Genomic DNA, 19,774 nt, shown 5'->3' with positions numbered 1-19,774 from the left:
TACATTATTCAAAACACGTAAAGAATGGAGTGCGGCTGCTACACTTATGACATTCTATAAGTAACCAGGACACTCCCCTGTACTATATAGTAGCGGAGTCAGCGGTTATCCAACGTATTAGTGGTGATGATTAGGTATGAGGAAGATAAAAACACAACCGTGCCAGCGCGGTCTCACGCTGGTTGAACTCATGATTGTGCTGGTTATCGTCGGCATCCTAGCGGCGCTGGCTATTCCGTCGTTTACAGACAATGTCAGAGAGTCGCGCAGACAGGATGCACAAAAGGTATTACTGCAGCTAAAACTTCAGCAGGAAAACTATCGCCTGAATAATGCCAGTTATGCTGCTGCGGACGACCTGGGTATGCCCGCCTCAGACCAGTATACGTATTCGGTCCGGGATGTGACTGCAACAACCTATACCCTGGTAGCAACCGCAAAAGGCGATCAGACGAAAGACACCGCGTGCACTGAGATGACCCTTAATCAGTCTATGGCGCGCACGCCGGCGGCATGTTGGTAGGAACAGCTACGTGTTCAGCTGATTTGCTGAACACGCAGTTCTTTGGGTACGGCAAACTCGATATTTTCTTCACGACCCGGTCGCTCGCTGGCCTTAACAGCTCCCCATTCGGTCAGCCGGTTGACCACCCCTTTAACCAGAATCTCCGGTGCCGACGCGCCGGCAGTGACACCAACATGTTCGACACCCTCCAGCCACGCTTCCTGAATGCAGTTTGCATCGGCAATCAGATAAGCACGTGCGCCGACTTTTTCCGCCAGTTCACGCAGCCGATTAGAGTTAGAGCTGTTCTGTGCACCAACCACCAGCAGCACTTCACAGTCCTGAGCCAGTGAACGAACGGCATCCTGACGGTTTTGGGTAGCGTAACAAATATCGTCTTTACGGGGCCCCTGAATGGCGGGGAAACGCGCACGCAACGCGTCAATCACATCAGCGGTATCGTCGACAGACAGGGTCGTCTGACTGCAGTAATACAGATTTTCCGGATTTTTCACGACCAGGGAATCGACATCACCCTCAGACTCAACCAGGTAAATACCCCCTTTCGGGTTATCATACTGGCCCATGGTGCCTTCCACTTCCGGATGACCTGCGTGACCAATAAGGATGCATTCCGTACCGGTTTTGCTGGCACGGGTCACTTCCATATGGACCTTGGTGACCAACGGACACGTGGCATCAAACACTTTCAGACCGCGGGCATCGGCTTCTTTTCTGACAGCTTGCGACACCCCGTGCGCGGAAAAAATGACAATACTGTCGTCGGGCACTTCATTAAGCTCGTCAACGAATACCGCACCACGGGCTTTGAGTCCGTCAACCACAAACTTATTGTGTACTACTTCGTGACGCACATAGATGGGCGGCTTAAACATTTCCAGTGCGCGCTCAACAATGGTAATGGCGCGATCAACGCCTGCACAAAAACCGCGCGGGTTGGCCAGATGGATTTGCATCATTCGTTGCCCTCTGTCGTCTTCCCTGGCCGCACGTCAATGATCTCAACATCAAAAATCACCGTGTGGCCAGCTAGTGGATGATTAAAGTCAACGGTAACCGAGTCGCCTGCCACACTGCGAATGATGCCAGGCACTTCAGTACCGTCTGGTTGGGCAAACGCCAGAATCATGCCTTCTTCGATGGCCATATCAGCACCAAAGCGGCTGCGGTCCATATAATGAATGTTGTTCGGGTCGGGTCTGCCAAACGCATCTTCGGCTGGCAGCGTAAAAGCTTTTTTATCGCCTTTTTTCAGCCCGAGCAAACACGCCTCAAAGTTCGGCGTCAGACTGCCGTCGCCCATCACCAGCTTTGCTGGTTTGTTGTTTACCCGCGTGCTGTCTGCGGCAGAGCCGTCTTCCAGTTTCAGGTCAAAATGCAGGATCACTTCGCACTTGGCGCCAATCACCAGATTATCTGTCATGCCTTAGTTTCCTCTCTCATTGTCAGCAGAAGACGCTGTGTCAGGTGATTCTTCCTGCGAATTCCCCATCAGCATATCGAGTATCAGCAGCGCGGCACCCACGAAAATGGCGCTGTCTGCAACATTGAAGGCGGGCCAGTGCCAATCCCCCACGTAAAAATCCAGAAAATCAATCACATAGCCATGTACTACACGGTCATACACATTGCCCAGCGCACCGCCAAGAATGAACGCAAACGCCACCGGTAAACGCACCTGCTGGCGCTCACTCTGACGCAGCCACCACACAATCAGCACACTGATTACCACTGCAATGGCAGTGAAAAACCAGCGCTGCCAGCCCCCTGCACCATGCAGAAAGCTAAACGCTGCACCGTAATTATGTACGTAAGTCAGGTTAAACAGCGGCATAACCTGAACTGACTGATACAGTGACAGACTGTCTGCCACTGCATACTTACTCCATTGATCAAGACCGAACACCAGGGCACTCAGCCATAAAAAACGCAGTCCGGTCTGGGTAAACAACTTAAGCATAATGACGTGTCTCGCCCTGTCCGTCGACATTAGTAATACAGCGCTGACACAGTTCCGGATGGGTACTGTCGCTGCCTACGTCTTCGCGGTGATGCCAGCAACGTACACACTTGCTGCCTTGGCTTTTCTCAACCCGCAGCTGTAAGCCTTCGAGTTCGGTCTCAAGCGCGTCAGCCGGCGCCTCATCAGCTTTATGCAGTGACACAGCAGAGGTAATCAGTACAAAGCGCAGTTCATCTTCCAGCTGAGCCAGGGTGGCATACAGGCTGTCTGAAGCGTAAAGTGAAATCGCGGCCTCCAGTGAACCACCCAGCTTACCTTCTTTCCGGCTCTGCTCCATCGCCTGGTTAACGGCGTCTTTCACGTCCAGAACGGCATGCCAGAAATCGTCACCGAATGTCTCGTCTGCGCTGAAGCCGTCAAACCCGGTGTACCAGCTTTCGGTAAACACAAACTCGCTGCGCTCGCCTGGCAGCGCCTGCCAGACTTCCTGCGCGGTAAAGCTGGTGATCGGAGCCATCCAGCGGACCAGCGCCTCAACGATATGGTACAAGGCTGTCTGACAAGAGCGACGCGCCACACTGTCCGCCTTCGCGGTGTACTGACGGTCTTTAATGACATCCAGGTAAAACGCGCCCAGCTCAACCGAGCAGAAGTGCATCAGCTTTTGTGTTACCACCAGCAGATCATACTTCTCATAGGCGTCAATCAATTCGTTCTGTAACGCCCTGGCACGTCCGACAATCCAGCGGTCCAGCGCGACCATGTCAGCATCTGCCACAGCATTGTCCGGCGTAAACCCGTTGAGGTTGGCCAGCAGGAAACGTGCGGTATTGCGCAAGCGGCGGTAGGCATCGGCAGCACGCTTGAGGATTTCATCCGAGACGGCAATTTCGCCACGATAATCGGTAGAGGCCACCCACAGACGCAGGATATCCGCGCCGAGCTTATTAGTAACTTCCTGTGGCGCGACCACATTACCCAGTGACTTGGACATCTTCTTACCGTGTGCATCCACCGTAAAACCGTGCGTCAGTACCTGTTTATACGGCGCATGGCCATGCATGGCAGTTGAGGTCATCAGTGACGACATGAACCAGCCACGGTGCTGATCAGAACCTTCCAGGTACAAATCTGCAGAAGCAGGAATGTCATCACGACGGTCAACCACAAAGTAGTGCGTGACACCTGAGTCAAACCAGACGTCGAGCGTGTCAGTGACCTTGTCGTAGGCATCGGTATCACTTCCCAGCAGCGCAGCATCGTCAAGATCCCACCATGCCTGGATGCCGGTCTTTTCAACCTCTTGCGCCACCTTCTCGATCAGTGACGAGGTCTGAGGGTGCAGTTCGCCGGTTTGCTTGTGGACGTACAAGGGAATAGGAACACCCCAGGTGCGCTGACGAGAGATACACCAGTCAGGCCGGCCTTCTACCATCTTCTCGATGCGGTTTTCCCCCCACTCCGGGATCCACTGCGTTTTTTTGATTTGTTCCAGCGACGCATCACGCAGACCATTTTTATCCATACTGATGAACCACTGTGGTGTCGCACGGAAAATGATCGGGGTTTTGTGTCGCCAGCAATGGGGGTAGCTGTGCTCGTATTTCACGTTCAACAGCAGGTTACCGTGCTCAGCAACGGTATCGATAATCGCGTCGTTGGCCTTAAACACAAACTGACCGGCAAACAGAGGCACATTATCCAAATAGACACCGTTATTGCCGACCGGATTGTAGACTTCAATGCCGTACTGCTTACCAACATTAAAGTCATCCACACCGTGTGCAGGTGCAGTATGTACACAGCCTGTTCCGGATTCTGTGGTGACATGCTCACCCAGGATAAGCGGAACGGTGATATCCAAAAACGGATGCTGCACCTGCAGGTTTTCCAGTGATGCCCCAATGCAGGTCGCCACTTCACGATACTGTGTAACGCCGTAACGCTGCATGCAGCTTTCTACGAGATCCTGCGCGATGACAACCCATTCGTTTTTGTCAGTCAGTTCAATCAGTGCGTAGGTCAGTTCCGGATGCAGACTGATAGCGCGGTTTGCAGGCAGCGTCCATGGGGTTGTCGTCCAGATAACGACACCCGCCTTGTGCGCGTCCAAATCAGCCGCGCTGACACCGAAGGCCGCCGCGATAGCATCGCTGTCGGAAACCGGGAATTTCACATCAATGGCAGGTGACACTTTGTCTTTGTATTCGACTTCGGCTTCCGCCAGCGCCGAACCACAGTCGGTACACCAGTGAACCGGCTTAAAGCCTTTTTCGAGGTGTCCTGAATCGACAATTTTACCCAGCGCCCGAATGATGTCTGCTTCGCTGCTGAAATCCATCGTTTTATAAGGCTTATCCCATTCGCCAAACACGCCCAGACGTTTAAAATCAGCCATCTGTCCGTCAATTTGCTTTTGCGCATAGTCACGGCATTTCTGGCGGAACTCGGCCGCGGTCACTTTTTTACCGGGCTTGCCAACTTTCTTCTCCACCATCAGCTCGATTGGCAGGCCGTGGCAGTCCCAACCCGGAACATAAGGCGCGTCAAAGTCAGACAGGGTTTTTGACTTTACAATGATATCTTTCAGGATTTTATTGACCGCATGACCAATGTGAATATCGCCGTTCGCATACGGAGGGCCGTCATGCAGGATAAATGGTTTTTTTCCTGCTTTTGCCTCGCGGATCCGACGATAGAGCGTCTTTTCCTGCCAGCTTTTCAGCATCTGCGGCTCGCGCTGCGCCAGATTTCCCCGCATCGGGAAATCGGTTTCAGGGAGGTTCAGTGTGGCTTTGTAATCACTCATATATCTGTTTTGTCCATCTGCCTGTTTACGCACAAAAGCCGGCAAGGTTGCCGGCTGACTGCTGTGTTCGTTACGCCTGTAGCACCTGACGTGCCTTGTCGGCGTCACGTGCTATCTGTTCTTTTAACGCTTCAAACGAAGCGAATTTCTTTTCATCTCTTAATTTCTCAACCGGATACACATCAATTGAGCGACCGTACAAATCACCGGAGAAGTCAAAAAGATGCACTTCAAGCTGGTTACGCTGTCCATTCACCGTTGGTCGTGAGCCGACGTTTGCCACGCCCTTGTAGTGTGCCCCCGCTATTTCAACGGTCACCGCGAAGACCCCGTGTATCGGAGAGCGGCAGCGTTTTAACAGTACGTTTGCGGTGGGAAAGCCGATCGTACGGCCTTTCTTTTCTCCGTGAACCACGCGCCCCCGAATTGAAAACGGTCGGCCTAGCATTTCTGTAGCCCGGTTAAACTCGCCGCTGTCCAACACATCGCGCACCGCGGTCGAGCTGATGCGATGATGATCGATGCAAAAACTCTGGGTGCTGACCACGTCAAATCCCCACTGTCTGCCAGCTGCCTCAAGCATCGCAAAATCGCCTTCCCGGCCTTTACCAAACCGGAAATCATCCCCTACCACAAGAAATCTGACACCAAGTTGTTTAACCAACAGGGAAGCGATGAACGCTTCTGGCGACTGGCTGGCAAACGCCCGGTTAAACTGCACGGCAATCAGCCTGTCAATGCCCTGCTGTTTCAACAGCAGATACTTTTCGCGCAGCGGACTCAGCCGCGCAGGCGCTGTCGCTGGCGAAAAAACTTCTTCCGGATGAGGCTCGAACACCATGACACTGGCTGGTAACGACAGGGCCGCCGCTTTTGCCCTGAGGCTCTCGAGCACGGCCTGATGACCGCGGTGCACACCGTCGAATTTACCGATGGTAAGCACACAGCCCTTGTGATGAGGGCGCAGGTTATGAAGTCCGCGGACAAGCTCCACTGTCAGTTACTGCCTTCTGGTCTTAGTTATTGACTGATAAAGCCGGCGATTATAAACGACTCACGGCCGAATACCAATTCCTCCTGCGCCGAGTTTTACTGTGCTGCAGACGAAAGATGACGCGGTCTTATCCCCAGTATCAGGCAGACCAGCAAAAAGCCCGATACGGCAAGGCCAATCGTCGCAGCCACATCCATTATCTGCTGACTGATTGATAACGCGTAAAATGCTGAGCCTTTGTCTCTGAACAGAATAATCGCGGCCATTAGCGCACTGGCAAGCACAATTCTTATCACAAACAGGACGGTCGTGGGTGACAGCGCAAACACGCCCTGACGATGTAACGTGTAATACAGTAAAACGGCGTTCATTGTGGCCGACATACTGGTTGCAATGGCCAGCCCGACATACCCGAACGGCAGTGCCAGTACCAGGTTAAACACCATGTTGGCAATCATACACCAGATACCAAATTTGACCGGTGTGCGGGTATCCTGGCGCGAGTAAAATCCCGGAGCCAGGACTTTAACCAGCATAAAACTTAGCAATCCCGTGCTGTAGGCCATCAGTGAATATGATGCCATACGCGCCGTCTCGGCACTGAACGCCCCGCGCTGGAAAATCACGGTTAATATTGGTTCAGCCATAAATGCCAGGCCAACCGCTGCGGGGATCCCAAGCAGACAAACCATCCGCACTGCCCAGTCCATATTGGCCGAGAAAGCCTCAGGGTCATTGGCCACATGATTACGCGACAGCAATGGCAGGATCACCGTTGCAATCGCAATCCCAAACAAGCCCAGCGGAAATTCGAGCAACCGGTCTGAGTAATACAGCCAGCTGATTGAACCGGTCACCAGAAAGCTGGCGATAAAGGTATCGAATAACAGGTTAATCTGACCCACCGACACGCCAAACAATGCCGGGATCATGAGCGTGCGTACCTTTTTTACCTGCGGGTCGTGCCAGCCCCAGCGAGGCTTAACCAGCAGCCCGGCACGAAACAGAAACGGCAACTGAAATGCCAGCTGAACCACGCCCCCGGCAAAGACGCCCCAGGCAAGCGCAAACGCGGGCTGATCCAGTCGCGGCGCGAGCAACACAGCGAACAAAATAATGCTGATATTGAGCAACACCGGCGTAAATGCGGCCACAGCAAATTTATTCAGAGTATTGAGGATGGCACCAGCCAGTCCGGTGAGCGAAATAAAGGCAAGGTAAGGGAAGGTAATTTTCAGCATGGCCGAGGCAAGGACGAATTTCGCGCCATCCGGTTTGTCTGCCAGCCAGTCGACAAACCAACCGGCGCCAAACAGCGCCGCCAGTGCCGGCGATGCCAGCACGCCAATCAGCGAGACCACGAAAACAATAGCGCCCAGCGTGCCCGACACTTTCGCAATAAAGGCCTTAAGCTTCGCTTTGTCATCCTGATGGTGAACTTCGGTCAGTACCGGTATAAACGCCTGGGCAAACGCCCCCTCGGCGAATAAACGGCGCAGAAAATTGGGAATTTTATTGGCAAAGAAAAACACATCCGCCGCGGCGCCGTCTCCCATCAGGCGCGCCACGACCACGTCCCTTGCCAGCCCCAGAACACGTGAAATCAGCGTCATCGCGCTGACAATCAAACCGGATTTAATTAGCTTCCCTGACACACGCCCTCTGTGCTTCAATTGTGTAAATTCTGGAATCAGCCCCTATCATAGCGGAAGCGCAGGCAAACCGGAATGCTTAGTTCCTCCTGCGGTCGGGTCTGCATGAAGCGTCTGGGCCAAGGTTTTTGTGGAAAATCGTTTGACATTTGGGCGATAGATACGCATAATCCGCACCCTCGATTTTGACATGAATTTATTTTTTGGGAGTTACACCTTGGCTAACATTAAGTCTGCTAAGAAACGTGCAATTCAAGCCGAAAAGCGTCGTCAGCATAATGCCAGCCGTCGCTCCATGACACGTACAAGTATCAAAAAAGTAGTAGCTGCTATCGCTAAAGGCGACAAAGAAGGTGCTCAGGCGGCATTCGCTGCTGCTACGCCGATTCTTGACAGAATGGCAACCAAAGGTTTGATTCACAAGAACAAAGCGGCACGTCATAAGAGCCGTCTTGCTGCGCAAATCAAAGCGCTGTAAGGTTCTTTATCTTATCTTTAAAAAAGCGCCGATGGCGCTTTTTTTATGCCTGTCATCAGGTTGCCACAGCGCTTTCACTAAACTGTCAACCGCCCGTCACATCTCTGTCATTGCCCCGGCGTACGCTGAGTGTCCAAAGTTCATCACTTTGGAGCTGTTATGCAACAACGTCGATACCGTTCGCTCTGGCTGTCCGACATTCATTTAGGCAATAAAGATTGTAAGGCAGATTTTCTGCTGTCATTTTTAGCCACTGTTGAAGTTGATGCTCTTTATCTGGTTGGAGATATCGTCGATATGTGGGAAATGCAGCGGCAATTTCGCTGGCCGGACGCCCATAATCAGGTCATGCACACGTTAATGAAAATGTCGCATGAGGGCACCCGTATCGTATACCTGCCGGGTAATCACGACGCTCCCTTGCAAACCTACAGCGGCATGTCGTTCGGTGATATTGAATTTGAACGCGAACTCATCCACACCACAGCCGCAGGCAAGCGCTATCTTGTATTACATGGCGACCAGTTTGACGCCGACGTCACGCTGGGGCGGTTTCACGCATGGATGGGAGATAAGGCCTATGACCTGCTGCTGTTTGTTAACCGCTGGTATAACCGCCTGCGACAACTCCAGAAACGCGATTATTTTTCACTGGCCGGCTACATCAAACAACACATAAAAGGCGCGAATGCGGCCATTGCCCGCTACCGTCAGGCCTGTTGCCGACGCGCGGCCGAACTCGGTCTGGATGGTGTTATTTGCGGACACATTCATCACCCCCAAAGCACAATGGAAGACGGCATCCACTATATCAATGACGGAGACTGGATTGAAAACTGCAGTGCATTGTGTGAAACCCCGGACGGCACCCTGGAGTTGGTTTATTTCCATGACATCAGGCGGATGACGCTGTGTGAGAAACAACCTGACCGGGTCGCTGCCTCAAAGGCCGCCTGACCGTGGCATGCCGCATGCCATTGTCAATTATCTGCAATCAAAGTGTGCAAAAAGCGTCATAAAGCGCTGCTATTGTCTGCGAAAAAAAAGGAAATGCCATGTTTACTGTCGATGACGTTCTGACCAGACATTACCCTGCCGTTGCCAGCAAGCCCTGGCTGTTTAAGTCTGCCTCGTTCGTGTTGCGTCATTTGCTTCACGAAAAGGAGATCATCGAGTTTGGTGAAACCTACCCGCACTACGAAGATATCGATTTTGTCGAACAGGTTCTGCAGTATTTCAATATCAGTTATTCGACCCGTGATGTAGAAAAAGAGCGGATCCCGTCAGAAGGACGGGTTGTGATCATCGCCAACCATCCGATTGGGTCGCTGGATGCACTGGCCCTTATTAAGCTGGTGAGTGAGGTCCGGCGGGATCTGAAAGTGGTGGCCAATGAAATGCTCATGGCGATTTCACCGCTGCACAATATGTTACTGCCGGTGAACAACATGCAGGGCGGAACGCCCCGACAGCACCTTGAAGCGATTCATTCACATCTGAATCAGGATGGCGCAGTACTGATTTTCCCGGCGGGAGAGGTATCTCGACTGCGCCCTCAGGGTGTCAGGGATACCCGCTGGCACAGCGGATTTCTGCGCCTGGCAAAGCAGACGACATCGCCGATACTGCCGGTTTATATTGACGCGAAAAACTCACCGTTATTTTATGGCGTATCGATGGTGTACAAGCCCCTGGCCACCGCGCTGCTGGTCAAGGAAATGTTCAGACAGCGGACCAGGCACCTGCCGATGCGCATTGGTGAGTTAATCCCCTTCTCGTCGTTTGCACAGCTCACTCTGGGCCAGAAAGCCCAGGTCGGACTGTTTAAACGCCATCTTTACCGGATAGGTAACAACAAGAAAGGCGTATTCGCGACGCAGGCACCGGTCGCCATGCCTGAGGACAGAAAAGCGTTAAGCGCCGCTATCCGGCAACAGTGTGAGCATCTGGGTTATACCGGCGATGGTAAATCCATTTATCTTTATCGCTATCAGTCCAGCTCGCCGGTCATGCGAGAAATAGGTCGTCTACGAGAAATTGCGTTTCGTGCGGTTGGCGAAGGCACCAATAACCGACGCGATATTGACCAGTATGATCCCTACTATTTCCACCTGGTACTGTGGGATGACCATGATCTGGAAATTGTTGGCGCGTATCGCTTTGCCGACGCGGCTGAACTTACCGCCGCCGGCCATCCGACCGGGCTGTATTCCGCCACGCTGTTTAACTATGACGAGGATGCCTGTCACACCTTGTTCGAGCAGGGGCTGGAGCTGGGACGAAGTTTCGTTCAGCCTCGCTACTGGGGCAAGCGCAGCCTGGACTACCTGTGGTTTGGCATCGGGGCCTTTTTAACGCGCTATCCCAAATACCGATACCTGTTCGGCGCAGTCTCTCTGTCAGACAGCTACCCTCAGGTTGCTAAAGATCTGATTGTCGCATTTTACTCCACTTATTTCCCGGCCCGATACGGCAAAGCAGGGGCAAAGCGCCCCTATCAGATCTCCAATGATGTGCTGCATACCTTTAGCGGTGACAATTACAAACAAGAGTTTTGCACGCTGAAGCATTTGCTGGCCAACATGGGAGTGAACGTACCCACGCTTTATAAGCAGTACACCGAGGTATGCGAGCCCGGCGGCGCGGCATTTCTTAACTTTAACGTCGACCCCGACTTCAATGACTGCATTGATGGTCTGATTACGGTTGATATGCACAAGCTGACTGAAAAGAAGCGCAGACGCTACCTGTCTGAGGCCGGGCTATGCCAAACGGCGTAGCGCCGCCACCGTTCAGGTAGCATTTGAGACGCTGACTGCCGTGCCATCGGTCAGCGTGTCATTGGGATAGGTAATCACTCTGTCTCCCGCTTGTAATCCATCCGTGACCTCTGCCTCATTGTCATTTTTTCTGCCAATCGACACCGCCTGACGAACCGCTTTTCCGTTTCTGACAACGAACACATGCCAGTTCCCGGCTTCGCGAAACAGCGCGGTCACAGGGACTTTGCGCACGTGGTCGGCCTCCCATAAGATCACCGACGCATCGAGCTGATAGCCATGTCCAAGCTTTTCCCACTCCTCATAAGGACTGGTAAAACTGACAATCACATTAACGCGCTGCTCTTCAATCCCTAAGGCGGAATATTTGGTAAACCCTACCGGCTCAACCCGGTCTACCCTGCCCCACAATGGCGTCTCCCCGCCCCAGTTTTGCAGACGAACAGGCATCCCGGGCTCCACCATAACAGCACGTGATGACAGAAGTTCAACCACGACTTCAAGATCTTTTGCATCGCCAATTTCCAGTAACGGGGTTCCTGCCTGGACTACCCCTTCACTGCGTGTCAGCACACGTAAAATGGTGCCGGTAATCGGAGAGCGAATACTCATGCACTCACCACAACGGCCAGGAGAGTCTGGCGCTGCAGGCGGCGCTAACAGCGCGTCCTGGCGTTTGACCTCATAGTTGCGCATCTGCAGCGCCGCCTGGCTGTTCGCCAGCCTGGCCTTACCCGATTTGTACTGACGCACCGCATCATCCAGCTCCCGCTGTGACGCGGTGCCACTGGCGGCGAGTGGACGAATACGGGCAAGCTCACTGTCGGCAAAGTCAAAGTCTGCCTGCGCCTGTTTCACGGCCTCCTCGGCCTGATGTCTGGCTGATTCCGCCGCCTGTTTGCTGGCCAGCGTTTCCGCCCGGGTTCGAGGATCGAGAAAGGCCGACTCAGACGGCTCGATTTCAGCCACAATCGTCTCACCAGCCACCACGGCATCACCGGCATGATGATGGATACGACGCACCTGTCCGGAGATGGGGGCCGACAGCGTATACACATCATGAATGCGGGTATCTCCTTCATCGGTAATGCTGACCTGCAGCGGCCCCTCCGTAATCTCTGTCATATGGACGGGCACCGGCCTTGGCCAGAACGCATACGTCAGTCCAAGCAAAAAAACGGCGGCAATGGGCAGCCAGAACCCCATACGTTGCCGGACAGTTGCCATGTTGCTTCTCCTTATTCCCTTGTTTTTAGTACCCGGATAAGATCCAGGCTGTCAATACGGCGACGGACCAGCAACGCTGACACCACACTGGCCGCAAAAATTAACACCACAGCCCAGCCATACGTGGCGGGCTCAATGAAAAACGGTATACGAAACAGCTCCGTATTGAACGCACGAACAATCGCCAGCACCAGCGCAAAACCCAGCGCACATCCTGCAATAAGCCCACCCAGCGTAAGTAATGCAAGCTCACCAAGCAGCACATAGGCAATTTCACTGCGGGTAAAACCCAGCACCCTGAGTGTAGCCAGTTCACGCCCCCGCTCAGATAATGCAATACGCGCGCTGTTATAGGTCACGCCAACTCCCAGCATCACGGCCAGTATGGTAAACATGCCAATCAGCACCATCAGATGATCAACCAGCGTTTCATTAAACGCGGCAAGCGCATTAGCCTTAATGGTAATGGCGCCGGCATAGGGCGTTTCTTTGAGCACAGAAAATAGCGCATCCTGATGGAGCGGGTCGTGCAGTATATTAACGAATTCGAATTGCGGCGATTGCTGCAGCCAGTTTCCCAGTGTCGTCAGGCTTACATAGGCCGGCATGCCGACATAGGTGTCAATGATGTCTGATACTGTCGCACTGACGACAGGCCTGCGTCCTGTCAGCAACTCCAGCGTGACGGCGTCACCACGGCTGACATTCAGTTTTGTTGCCAGCGCCGCAGTAAGAATAATGCTGCCGTCTCTGACGCTGACCGGCCTGCGTTGCCAGTCATCATAAGCGGTCTGAAGTGTGCTGTCGGGACTGATCGCTGTCAGACTGCCGCGGTGCTGGTGGCGGTCATGGCTAAATTCAACGCTGACAAATCGCATTGGCTCGGCTTTCATTACACCCGGCAGATGGTAAAAGTCGAACAGTCCCGTGCGGGCCCGGGGTTCAGAAAGCCCGATGACCAGTGACTGCTTTTGTGACTCGTGAAAATACACCCGCGCGAGTTCATCCAGCGCATCCTGCCACTGAAAATTCATGATCACCAGTGCGACCGCAAATCCTACGCCAGTGCTGGTTGCCAGAGAGCGCAGCGGCCAGCGCTCAATCTGGCGTAGTGCGACCCGGGTGGGCTGGTCCAGCCGGTTTATCAGGTAACGTGAAAAAAGCCTGCCAGGACGATATGCCGGAGGTGACGGCGGTTGCATTGCGCTTGCCGGGGTTAATTTACTGATGCGCTTCACGGCCCCTATCGTTCCCAGTAAAACTGCACTGACGCCCGCAATCAGAGCCATCACATAAACCTGCGGACTCAGCGCGTAAATAAGTAGCGGAAAGCGAAACATCTGGGCGTACATTTTGGTGTTGTATAACCCAAAGCCATAACCGATAAGACAGCCCAGTGCCACCCCGCCAATGCCAATAATCAGCATCATTTGCACGTAGTGCAGAATAATGTCCCCGCTGCTGTAGCCAAATGCCTTGAGCAGGCCAATTTCGGCACGCTCGGTGGCGATCAGTCGCCCCAGCACCATGCTGGTCAGAAAAATGGCGACCGTAATAAAAATGCCGGGCAGAATCATCGCCATGGTTTTTTGCTGCGCAATCTCATTGGTGACGAACCAGTGCGACAGCTGATCTTTGCGCAGGTAGGCGCGTGTGCCACCATATTTGGCCAGCAGGCTATCAACGTCACGGAGTACTTTCTGCGCCTCGCTGTGATGGGCTAGCGAAAAGGCCACGTCATTAAAGGCACCGGTAAGATCATAGGCGGCGGCCAGCACATCCTCAGGCAACCAGAATACGCCAAACCGTTTGTCATCCGGCAATAACGCTCCAGGCCCAAGTGCGTAGATAAATTCAGGACACAGCGCAATGCCGACAACCTGAAGCTGTCGTTTATTGCCACGCATAATGACGCTGATGCTGTCGCCGGGAGCCAGACCGTGCGCTTCAGCAAACGGCTCACTGATAATCACTTCATCGGCATAGCGGTGAGAAAACCAGCTCCCCTGTCGTAACACCAGACGGTTAAGCAGCGGCTGGCCGTCATGAGGAACCGAGAGTAAACGCGCCATCACCGGCTCATTCAGACCAACCGCATCTACCGTAGCGTACTCGCTGATCCGTGTTTGTACAGCCTGGACACCCTCAATGGCAGACAGTTGCTCACTTATTCGCAATGGCGCTCGTGTCAGCGAGGCAAATGCCTGGGCAAAGTGATACTGCTGGTAATAGGCCTGTGTGGTGTTCTCAAGTGATGACACCGTGGAAATTGACATTACCAGTGTGGCAACGCCGGATGCGACGACCATCGCCACGGCAAATACCTGACCACGCAGACGCCATAAATCACGCCAGCGTTTTTTTGACAGCGCGCTGACCCTCACCAGGTCAGTTCCCTGGCACGACGCCGATGCTGATTCACCTCAACCCCGGCTATCTGCCCGTCTGCCAGTCTTACTACCCGGTGTGCCATTTCACTGACGACCACATTGTGCGTGATGACCGCGGTAGACGTGCCTAATGTTTTATTGATGTTTTCAATCGCTTCCATCACCAGCGTGCCGGTATGCGTGTCGAGCGCCCCGGTTGGCTCATCACAAAGCAAGATAGCGGGCTGTTTGGCAATGGCTCGTGCAATGGCCACACGCTGCTGCTCCCCCCCGGACAGTTGTGCTGGGAAGTGATCCATTCTTGCTTCTAAACCCACCAGAGCAAGCGCTTCTTCCGGCGGGATGGGTTTGTCGGCAATTTCTGTGACCAGTGCCACATTTTCACGCGCGGTCAGGCTGGGGATAAGATTATAAAACTGAAAGACAAAGCCAACGTGACGGCGCCGGTAAAGAGTAAGTTCGCGGTCCGGCGCATGGCTGATATCCTGATGTTCAAAGATCACCCTGCCCGATGACGGTGTATCCAGCCCGCCGAGAATATTCAGCAGCGTCGACTTACCACTGCCTGATGCCCCGAGCAGCACCACCAGCTCGCCTTTATTCAGGGTAAAATCCACACTGCGCAGCGCCTGCACCTCAACGTCACCCGTGATGTAGGTCTTCGTTAACTGTTCGGCAGCAAGTATAGGGGATGCCATTCGGTGACTCCTTGTCCGTGGACTGGTTTACTCAGCGCATACATTAACCCATAGACCCGCGTTAAGACTTGATCAAGATTAAGCTATGATGAAAAAGCGGATTATTGCTTTTCCCGCGACGAGACAACTGTTTTGTGACTGTTATCGACCAGCAACGTGGTCAGAATATCCGCGTAAATATCTTCGAGCGTAATGAGATCAGACACATGGATATGTTCATTTACCTGGTGGATAGTAGTGTTGGGTACACCCATCTCTACTACCTGGGTATCAGATGATGCGAAAAAACGTCCGTCAGATGTGCCACCTGATGTGCTGATAACCGGGTAACGGCCGGTACTGTTTACTATGGCAGCCTCAACGACAGAAATCATACAATCTGAGACCGCAGGTTTGCTAAGATAGGCCTCGCAGGCGCGGCTCCAGGTAACATCACACCCTGGCGCAATGCGCTCAATGACATCGCATAGCCGGGTTTTCAGTGATGCCTCAGTGTAGCAGTGTGAATAGCGGACATTAAAAGCGATAGTAGTCTGTCCCGGCACCAGATTGTCGGTAAACTGACCGGTATCCATGTGAGTAACCTGCAGGCTGGTACCGGGAAAATCCGCGCTTCCGCTGTCCCACTCAAGGTCCAGCAACGCCTGAACGAGCCTGCTGGCTTTGTGAATGGCGTTATCACAGGTATGCGGATAGGCAACGTGCCCCTGCTTACCGCGCACTGTGATATTTGCAGACAAGGAGCCCCGACGCCCGATTTTTATCGTATCGCCGGTGCAATGCGTTGCGGTGGGCTCTCCCACCAGGCACATTGACAGCTGGATCCCCTGTTCGTCGAGCCACTGTTTAATCCATTTAGAGCCATATTCAGCCTCACCCTCCTCGTCACTCGTGATCAGCCACCACAGTGTCGCGTTTTCCGGGTTTGCGCGGTCTATCACACGTTCGGTGGCAGCCAGCATGGCAGCAATACCCGTTTTCATATCAGCAGCACCACGCCCAAACAGACGGTTATTACGCACCACAGGCGAAAATGGCGGCGTCTGCCATTTATCGGGAGGCCCCGGAACCACCACATCGGTATGCCCGCTAAACGCAATTTGCCGCGAGCCGTTTCCCCACCGGGCTATCAGATTACTGACACCGTTCACGCTATGCTGCGAACACGCAAATCCCAACGCCTTAAGACAGGAGGACAGATAAGGCTGACACCCTTCATCACGGGGCGTCACCGATGGCCTGGCAATAAGGCGATGCGCATGTTGCAGGCTACGTGAGACAATATTGTTGAGTGAAGCAATAGTCATAAAGTGACAGGTACTGTAAACGACATGGCCTTAGTACAGCGCCTGCGTATGACGGGCAAATAACAAAATGGTGACAAATTGGAGACAGTTGTACTTTTTACCAACTCGCGGTAGCGTAGCAGTGTTTATGGGCTGAACAAGTAAGAGTCGCTGTTGTGATCAAAATCATTGTGCTTATCCCGCTTATTCTCTGCCTGTTGTGGTTTGGCTACCTACAGATGAAAGGCTACAGCCTGGCACAGGGCAAACAAGGATTTACGTACATTCTGGTGTTGTCAGTGGTTATTGGCGCGTTTTATTCGCTGATGTTGTTTCTGACGCACTAATAAAAAAGCCCGCATTACTGCGGGCTTTTGTGATCTCACTTTAACCAGCGGTTCAGGGCATGGTAATCGTGATGTCAGCCTGCGCACGCAGACCTTCAATAAAATCCTGATATGACTGTTGACCGGTCATTGCGGCCAGCTGCTGGGTTAACTGGGCTTTTTCATCGTCCGTTAACGCCGGCGCCGCGTGTACAGACTGCAGTTCAACCAACGCAACATCGCCGTTGACCGTTTTCGTTACGTCAACACGTTGTCCTTCGTTGTCTGACAGCACAAACAGCGTATCCACAATACTGCGGGGTAATTGCGACGCATTGCGGCTCACTGATTCAGCAGTTTGCCAGGCCAGCTCACGCTGTTCCAGCAGTGAATCCACCACCTCTCCGTTCGCAATCTGTGCAGCCAGTTCCTCTGCCCAGGTCAGTGCTGCATCCTGCGCCTTCTGTGACTTCAGGCGGCTGACAATCGAAGCTTTAACTTCGTCAAGCGACTGTGTACGTTGTGGTTCGTGCTCAGCAACACGCATTACCGCAACCGTATCATTTCCTAAATCAATGACGTCACTGTTAACACCATCGATGACCAGCTCGTCTGAGAATGCCACATCCAGTGCACCCGGATTATCAAAGGGAGCCGGTGCCTCAGCACGAGAGAAGAGCGGTGTTGTCTGAACCTGAACACCGATTGCCGCGGCAACATCTTCGAGTGTATCGGGCATCTCAAAAGCGAGCTCCGCCATGGTATTTTGCATCTCGTAGAATTTATCCAGGGCTTTTTCGCTTAGCAGTGTATCCCGGATTTCTTCTTTCACATCTTCAAACGCCGTAACCTGTTCAGGCTTGATATCGGTCAGCTTGATGATATGAAAACCAAATTCCGTTTCCACTACTTCTGACACATCGCCTACGCTGGCAAGTGCAAAAGCCGCTTCATCAAATGCAGGATCCATCATCTCGGGTGTGATGAAGTCCAGATCGCCGCCATTTTCTGCGGAAAACAGGTCGTCAGACTCGGCTTCTGCCAGCGCGGCAAAATCTGCCCCATCATTGATCTGTGCCAGCAGTGATTCCGCTTTAGCCTTTGCCGCGTCAGCATCATCACCGGCTTCAATCAGAATGTGTGAAACACGACGCTCTTCATCTGTACGGTAGGCGTTGATATTGTTGTTATAGTACGTTTCAACATCCTCATCGGCGACACTGACGTCTGCCTTCAGGCTCTCGGCATCCAGCAGCACGTAAGCCACTTTTACCTTTTCTTCGGTGTCAAATGCATTCAGGTTCGCATCGTAATACGCCTGTACCTCATCATCTGACACCTCAACGGTTTCGATGAAAGGCGCAGAAGGAATTGTTATATAACGTGCATCCCGGGTCTGACGCTGCAGTGCGTTTGCACGTTCCACTTCTGAAGGCAATGCAAACTCTGAGTTACCCAGTGCTGCTGAAAGCTGCCCCCGGGTCATTTGCGTGCGCATCAGACTACGAAAATCAGCTGCCTGATAACCGTTCTGACGCAGCACGGCCTGAAACCGCTCATTATCGAACTGGCCGTTATACTGAAACTGTGGCATTGACACCAGCGCCTCACGGATTTGCTGATTGCTGGCGCGCAGTCCCATTTCCTCGGCTTTCTGCAGCAGCAGTTTATCGGCGATCAGTCGTTCCAGCACATTACGGCGAAAATCCTGCATATAGGCTTCGCTGGAAAACAGTGTGGCAATACTCTCACCATACTGAGACTCCATTCTGGCGCGCTCATTCTGGTACGCACGTTCCAGTTCCTGGGCACTGATTTCCTCGCCGTTTACTTGTGCGACCGCGGTTGATCCCGAAGAGGTCAGGTAGCTGCCCACACCGGCAAACACGAAACTCAGGACAATCAGGCCGATAATCGCCATTGCCCATGGGCCCTGAGAACCTTCTCTGATTCTTTCTAGCATGATTTCACTTCAACTCCGTTGCTTACATCACCAACCCGGAGCAGCCATTCCAGTGCCTGTTACACTGCTGCCTGCGCCGGTCAGAATTAACGCGCGATTATAGCGTAAGCACACTGTGATGTGTGAAACTTTTCGTGCAATTTAGCGTGCTGTTGATGATGCTGTGACACAAATAAAAAAGGCGATGGCCAAGCCATCGCCTTTTCTAACTATTCTTGTGTGCTTAGTTACAAGCGTCTTTCAGAGCTTTACCAGCTTTGAAAGAAGGCACTTTCGCCGCAGAAATTTGAATAGTCTCACCAGTTTGTGGGTTGCGACCGCTACGTGCAGAGCGTTCACGAACTGCAAAAGTACCGAAACCTACCAGTGCAACTTGATCACCGTCTTTCAGAGCGTTAGTTACCGCGTCAGTGAAAGCATCCAGTGCACGGCCAGCAGCCGCTTTAGAAATGTCTGCACCAGCAGCGATTTGGTCGATGAGTTGAGACTTGTTCACGATTATGATCCCCTTCGATTGTTATTATCTTGTTGTCCGAAACAATTTCGTTAGGACGTTATAACAAGCATGATGATTAACATCAAGCTGTGATTACAAATATTTAACGTATTGATGAATCGCTGCTATCCCTTTTGTGACAAGGCTTCAAGCGAGTACTCACTAAAGGTAACACAACTTTTTGTA

Annotated in this window: 17 protein-coding genes; 5 read left to right on the top strand and 12 right to left on the bottom strand. The window is 52.8% G+C overall.

The window, feature by feature from the left end; all coding sequences use genetic code 11:
• Window positions 1-136 precede the first annotated feature (136 nt).
• Entirely contained in the window at window positions 137-523 is a 387-nt protein-coding gene (locus AB1N33_RS11425) for a type IV pilin protein (protein WP_411271678.1), read from the top strand.
• 14 nt (window positions 524-537) lie between these two features.
• On the opposite strand, the gene ispH is transcribed toward AB1N33_RS11425, so the two are convergent.
• From ispH to murJ, 6 genes are all read right to left on the bottom strand, one after another.
• Entirely contained in the window at window positions 538-1,482 is a 945-nt protein-coding gene (gene ispH, locus AB1N33_RS11420) for a 4-hydroxy-3-methylbut-2-enyl diphosphate reductase (RefSeq protein ID WP_411271741.1), read from the bottom strand.
• Entirely contained in the window at window positions 1,482-1,949 is a 468-nt protein-coding gene (gene fkpB, locus AB1N33_RS11415) for an FKBP-type peptidyl-prolyl cis-trans isomerase (protein WP_411271677.1), read from the bottom strand. Before fkpB ends, ispH begins: the two co-directional genes overlap by 1 nt.
• A gap of 3 nt (window positions 1,950-1,952) precedes the next feature.
• Window positions 1,953-2,486 (bottom strand): signal peptidase II, encoded by a 534-nt coding sequence (lspA, locus tag AB1N33_RS11410; RefSeq protein ID WP_411271676.1) that lies wholly within the window; start codon window positions 2,484-2,486, stop codon window positions 1,953-1,955.
• A complete protein-coding gene (gene ileS, locus AB1N33_RS11405) occupies window positions 2,479-5,298 on the bottom strand; it encodes an isoleucine--tRNA ligase (protein WP_411271675.1) in 2,820 nt (939 codons plus the stop codon). Before ileS ends, lspA begins: the two co-directional genes overlap by 8 nt.
• Before the next feature lie 70 nt (window positions 5,299-5,368).
• The gene (gene ribF / locus AB1N33_RS11400) at window positions 5,369-6,292 is read right to left on the bottom strand and encodes a bifunctional riboflavin kinase/FAD synthetase (RefSeq protein WP_411271674.1); all 924 of its coding nucleotides are present in this window, start codon (window positions 6,290-6,292) and stop codon (window positions 5,369-5,371) included.
• A gap of 95 nt (window positions 6,293-6,387) precedes the next feature.
• Window positions 6,388-7,947, bottom strand: a complete 1,560-nt coding sequence (gene murJ / locus AB1N33_RS11395) for a murein biosynthesis integral membrane protein MurJ (RefSeq protein ID WP_411271673.1) — start codon at window positions 7,945-7,947, stop codon at window positions 6,388-6,390.
• 214 nt (window positions 7,948-8,161) lie between these two features.
• On the opposite strand from murJ, the gene rpsT reads away from it, so the two are divergent.
• The 3 genes from rpsT (at window position 8,162) to olsF (ending at window position 11,202) form a co-directional block, all read left to right on the top strand.
• Complete coding sequence (rpsT, locus tag AB1N33_RS11390; protein ID WP_411271672.1) at window positions 8,162-8,422, top strand: 30S ribosomal protein S20; 261 nt, start codon at window positions 8,162-8,164, stop codon at window positions 8,420-8,422.
• A gap of 159 nt (window positions 8,423-8,581) precedes the next feature.
• Window positions 8,582-9,379 carry a UDP-2,3-diacylglucosamine diphosphatase gene (locus AB1N33_RS11385; protein WP_411271671.1) on the top strand — a complete coding sequence of 266 codons (798 nt, stop codon included), beginning with the start codon at window positions 8,582-8,584 and terminating at the stop codon, window positions 9,377-9,379.
• Window positions 9,380-9,477: 98 nt separating this feature from the next.
• Window positions 9,478-11,202 carry a bifunctional ornithine lipid synthase OlsF gene (olsF, locus tag AB1N33_RS11380; protein ID WP_411271670.1) on the top strand — a complete coding sequence of 575 codons (1,725 nt, stop codon included), beginning with the start codon at window positions 9,478-9,480 and terminating at the stop codon, window positions 11,200-11,202.
• Window positions 11,203-11,214: 12 nt separating this feature from the next.
• Here olsF and AB1N33_RS11375 read toward each other — a convergent pair whose 3' ends face one another.
• The 4 genes from AB1N33_RS11375 to dapE all read right to left on the bottom strand — a co-directional run bounded on the left by AB1N33_RS11375 (window position 11,215) and on the right by dapE (window position 16,824).
• Window positions 11,215-12,429, bottom strand: a complete 1,215-nt coding sequence (locus tag AB1N33_RS11375) for an efflux RND transporter periplasmic adaptor subunit (protein WP_411271669.1) — start codon at window positions 12,427-12,429, stop codon at window positions 11,215-11,217.
• Between the two features lie 11 nt (window positions 12,430-12,440).
• Window positions 12,441-14,813: an ABC transporter permease gene (locus AB1N33_RS11370; protein WP_411271668.1), complete on the bottom strand. Its 2,373-nt coding sequence runs from the start codon at window positions 14,811-14,813 to the stop codon at window positions 12,441-12,443.
• Window positions 14,810-15,517: an ABC transporter ATP-binding protein gene (locus AB1N33_RS11365; protein ID WP_411271667.1), complete on the bottom strand. Its 708-nt coding sequence runs from the start codon at window positions 15,515-15,517 to the stop codon at window positions 14,810-14,812. The genes AB1N33_RS11370 and AB1N33_RS11365 overlap by 4 nt, the downstream gene beginning before the upstream one ends.
• A 101-nt stretch (window positions 15,518-15,618) precedes the next feature.
• Entirely contained in the window at window positions 15,619-16,824 is a 1,206-nt protein-coding gene (gene dapE, locus AB1N33_RS11360; protein WP_411271666.1) for a succinyl-diaminopimelate desuccinylase, read from the bottom strand.
• Window positions 16,825-16,979: 155 nt separating this feature from the next.
• On the opposite strand from dapE, the gene AB1N33_RS11355 reads away from it, so the two are divergent.
• Window positions 16,980-17,150: a hypothetical protein gene (locus AB1N33_RS11355; RefSeq protein WP_411271665.1), complete on the top strand. Its 171-nt coding sequence runs from the start codon at window positions 16,980-16,982 to the stop codon at window positions 17,148-17,150.
• Between the two features lie 52 nt (window positions 17,151-17,202).
• On the opposite strand, the gene AB1N33_RS11350 is transcribed toward AB1N33_RS11355, so the two are convergent.
• Both AB1N33_RS11350 and hupB read right to left on the bottom strand, forming a co-directional pair.
• Window positions 17,203-19,092, bottom strand: coding sequence for a SurA N-terminal domain-containing protein (locus AB1N33_RS11350; RefSeq protein ID WP_411271664.1), 1,890 nt, complete (start codon window positions 19,090-19,092; stop codon window positions 17,203-17,205).
• 223 nt (window positions 19,093-19,315) lie between these two features.
• On the bottom strand, window positions 19,316-19,588 hold the full coding sequence (gene hupB / locus AB1N33_RS11345) for a nucleoid-associated protein HU-beta (RefSeq protein WP_411271663.1): 273 nt from the start codon (window positions 19,586-19,588) through the stop codon (window positions 19,316-19,318).
• Window positions 19,589-19,774: the final 186 nt, after the last annotated feature.

It is taken from the genome of Alteromonas nitratireducens (assembly GCF_040812025.1).
Classification (GTDB): domain Bacteria; phylum Pseudomonadota; class Gammaproteobacteria; order Enterobacterales; family Alteromonadaceae; genus Alteromonas; species Alteromonas nitratireducens.
This window is presented reverse-complemented; position numbering and strand designations above follow the sequence as displayed.

Coding starts and splice junctions, on each gene's coding strand:
- AB1N33_RS11425 (WP_411271678.1), top strand. CDS start 137: ATGAGGAAGATAAAAACACAACCGTGCCAGCGCGGTCTCACGCTGGTT.
- ispH (WP_411271741.1), bottom strand. CDS start 1,482: ATGCAAATCCATCTGGCCAACCCGCGCGGTTTTTGTGCAGGCGTTGAT.
- fkpB (WP_411271677.1), bottom strand. CDS start 1,949: ATGACAGATAATCTGGTGATTGGCGCCAAGTGCGAAGTGATCCTGCAT.
- lspA (WP_411271676.1), bottom strand. CDS start 2,486: ATGCTTAAGTTGTTTACCCAGACCGGACTGCGTTTTTTATGGCTGAGT.
- ileS (WP_411271675.1), bottom strand. CDS start 5,298: ATGAGTGATTACAAAGCCACACTGAACCTCCCTGAAACCGATTTCCCG.
- AB1N33_RS11385 (WP_411271671.1), top strand. CDS start 8,582: ATGCAACAACGTCGATACCGTTCGCTCTGGCTGTCCGACATTCATTTA.
- olsF (WP_411271670.1), top strand. CDS start 9,478: ATGTTTACTGTCGATGACGTTCTGACCAGACATTACCCTGCCGTTGCC.
- AB1N33_RS11375 (WP_411271669.1), bottom strand. CDS start 12,429: ATGGCAACTGTCCGGCAACGTATGGGGTTCTGGCTGCCCATTGCCGCC.
- AB1N33_RS11365 (WP_411271667.1), bottom strand. CDS start 15,517: ATGGCATCCCCTATACTTGCTGCCGAACAGTTAACGAAGACCTACATC.
- dapE (WP_411271666.1), bottom strand. CDS start 16,824: ATGACTATTGCTTCACTCAACAATATTGTCTCACGTAGCCTGCAACAT.
- AB1N33_RS11350 (WP_411271664.1), bottom strand. CDS start 19,092: ATGCTAGAAAGAATCAGAGAAGGTTCTCAGGGCCCATGGGCAATGGCG.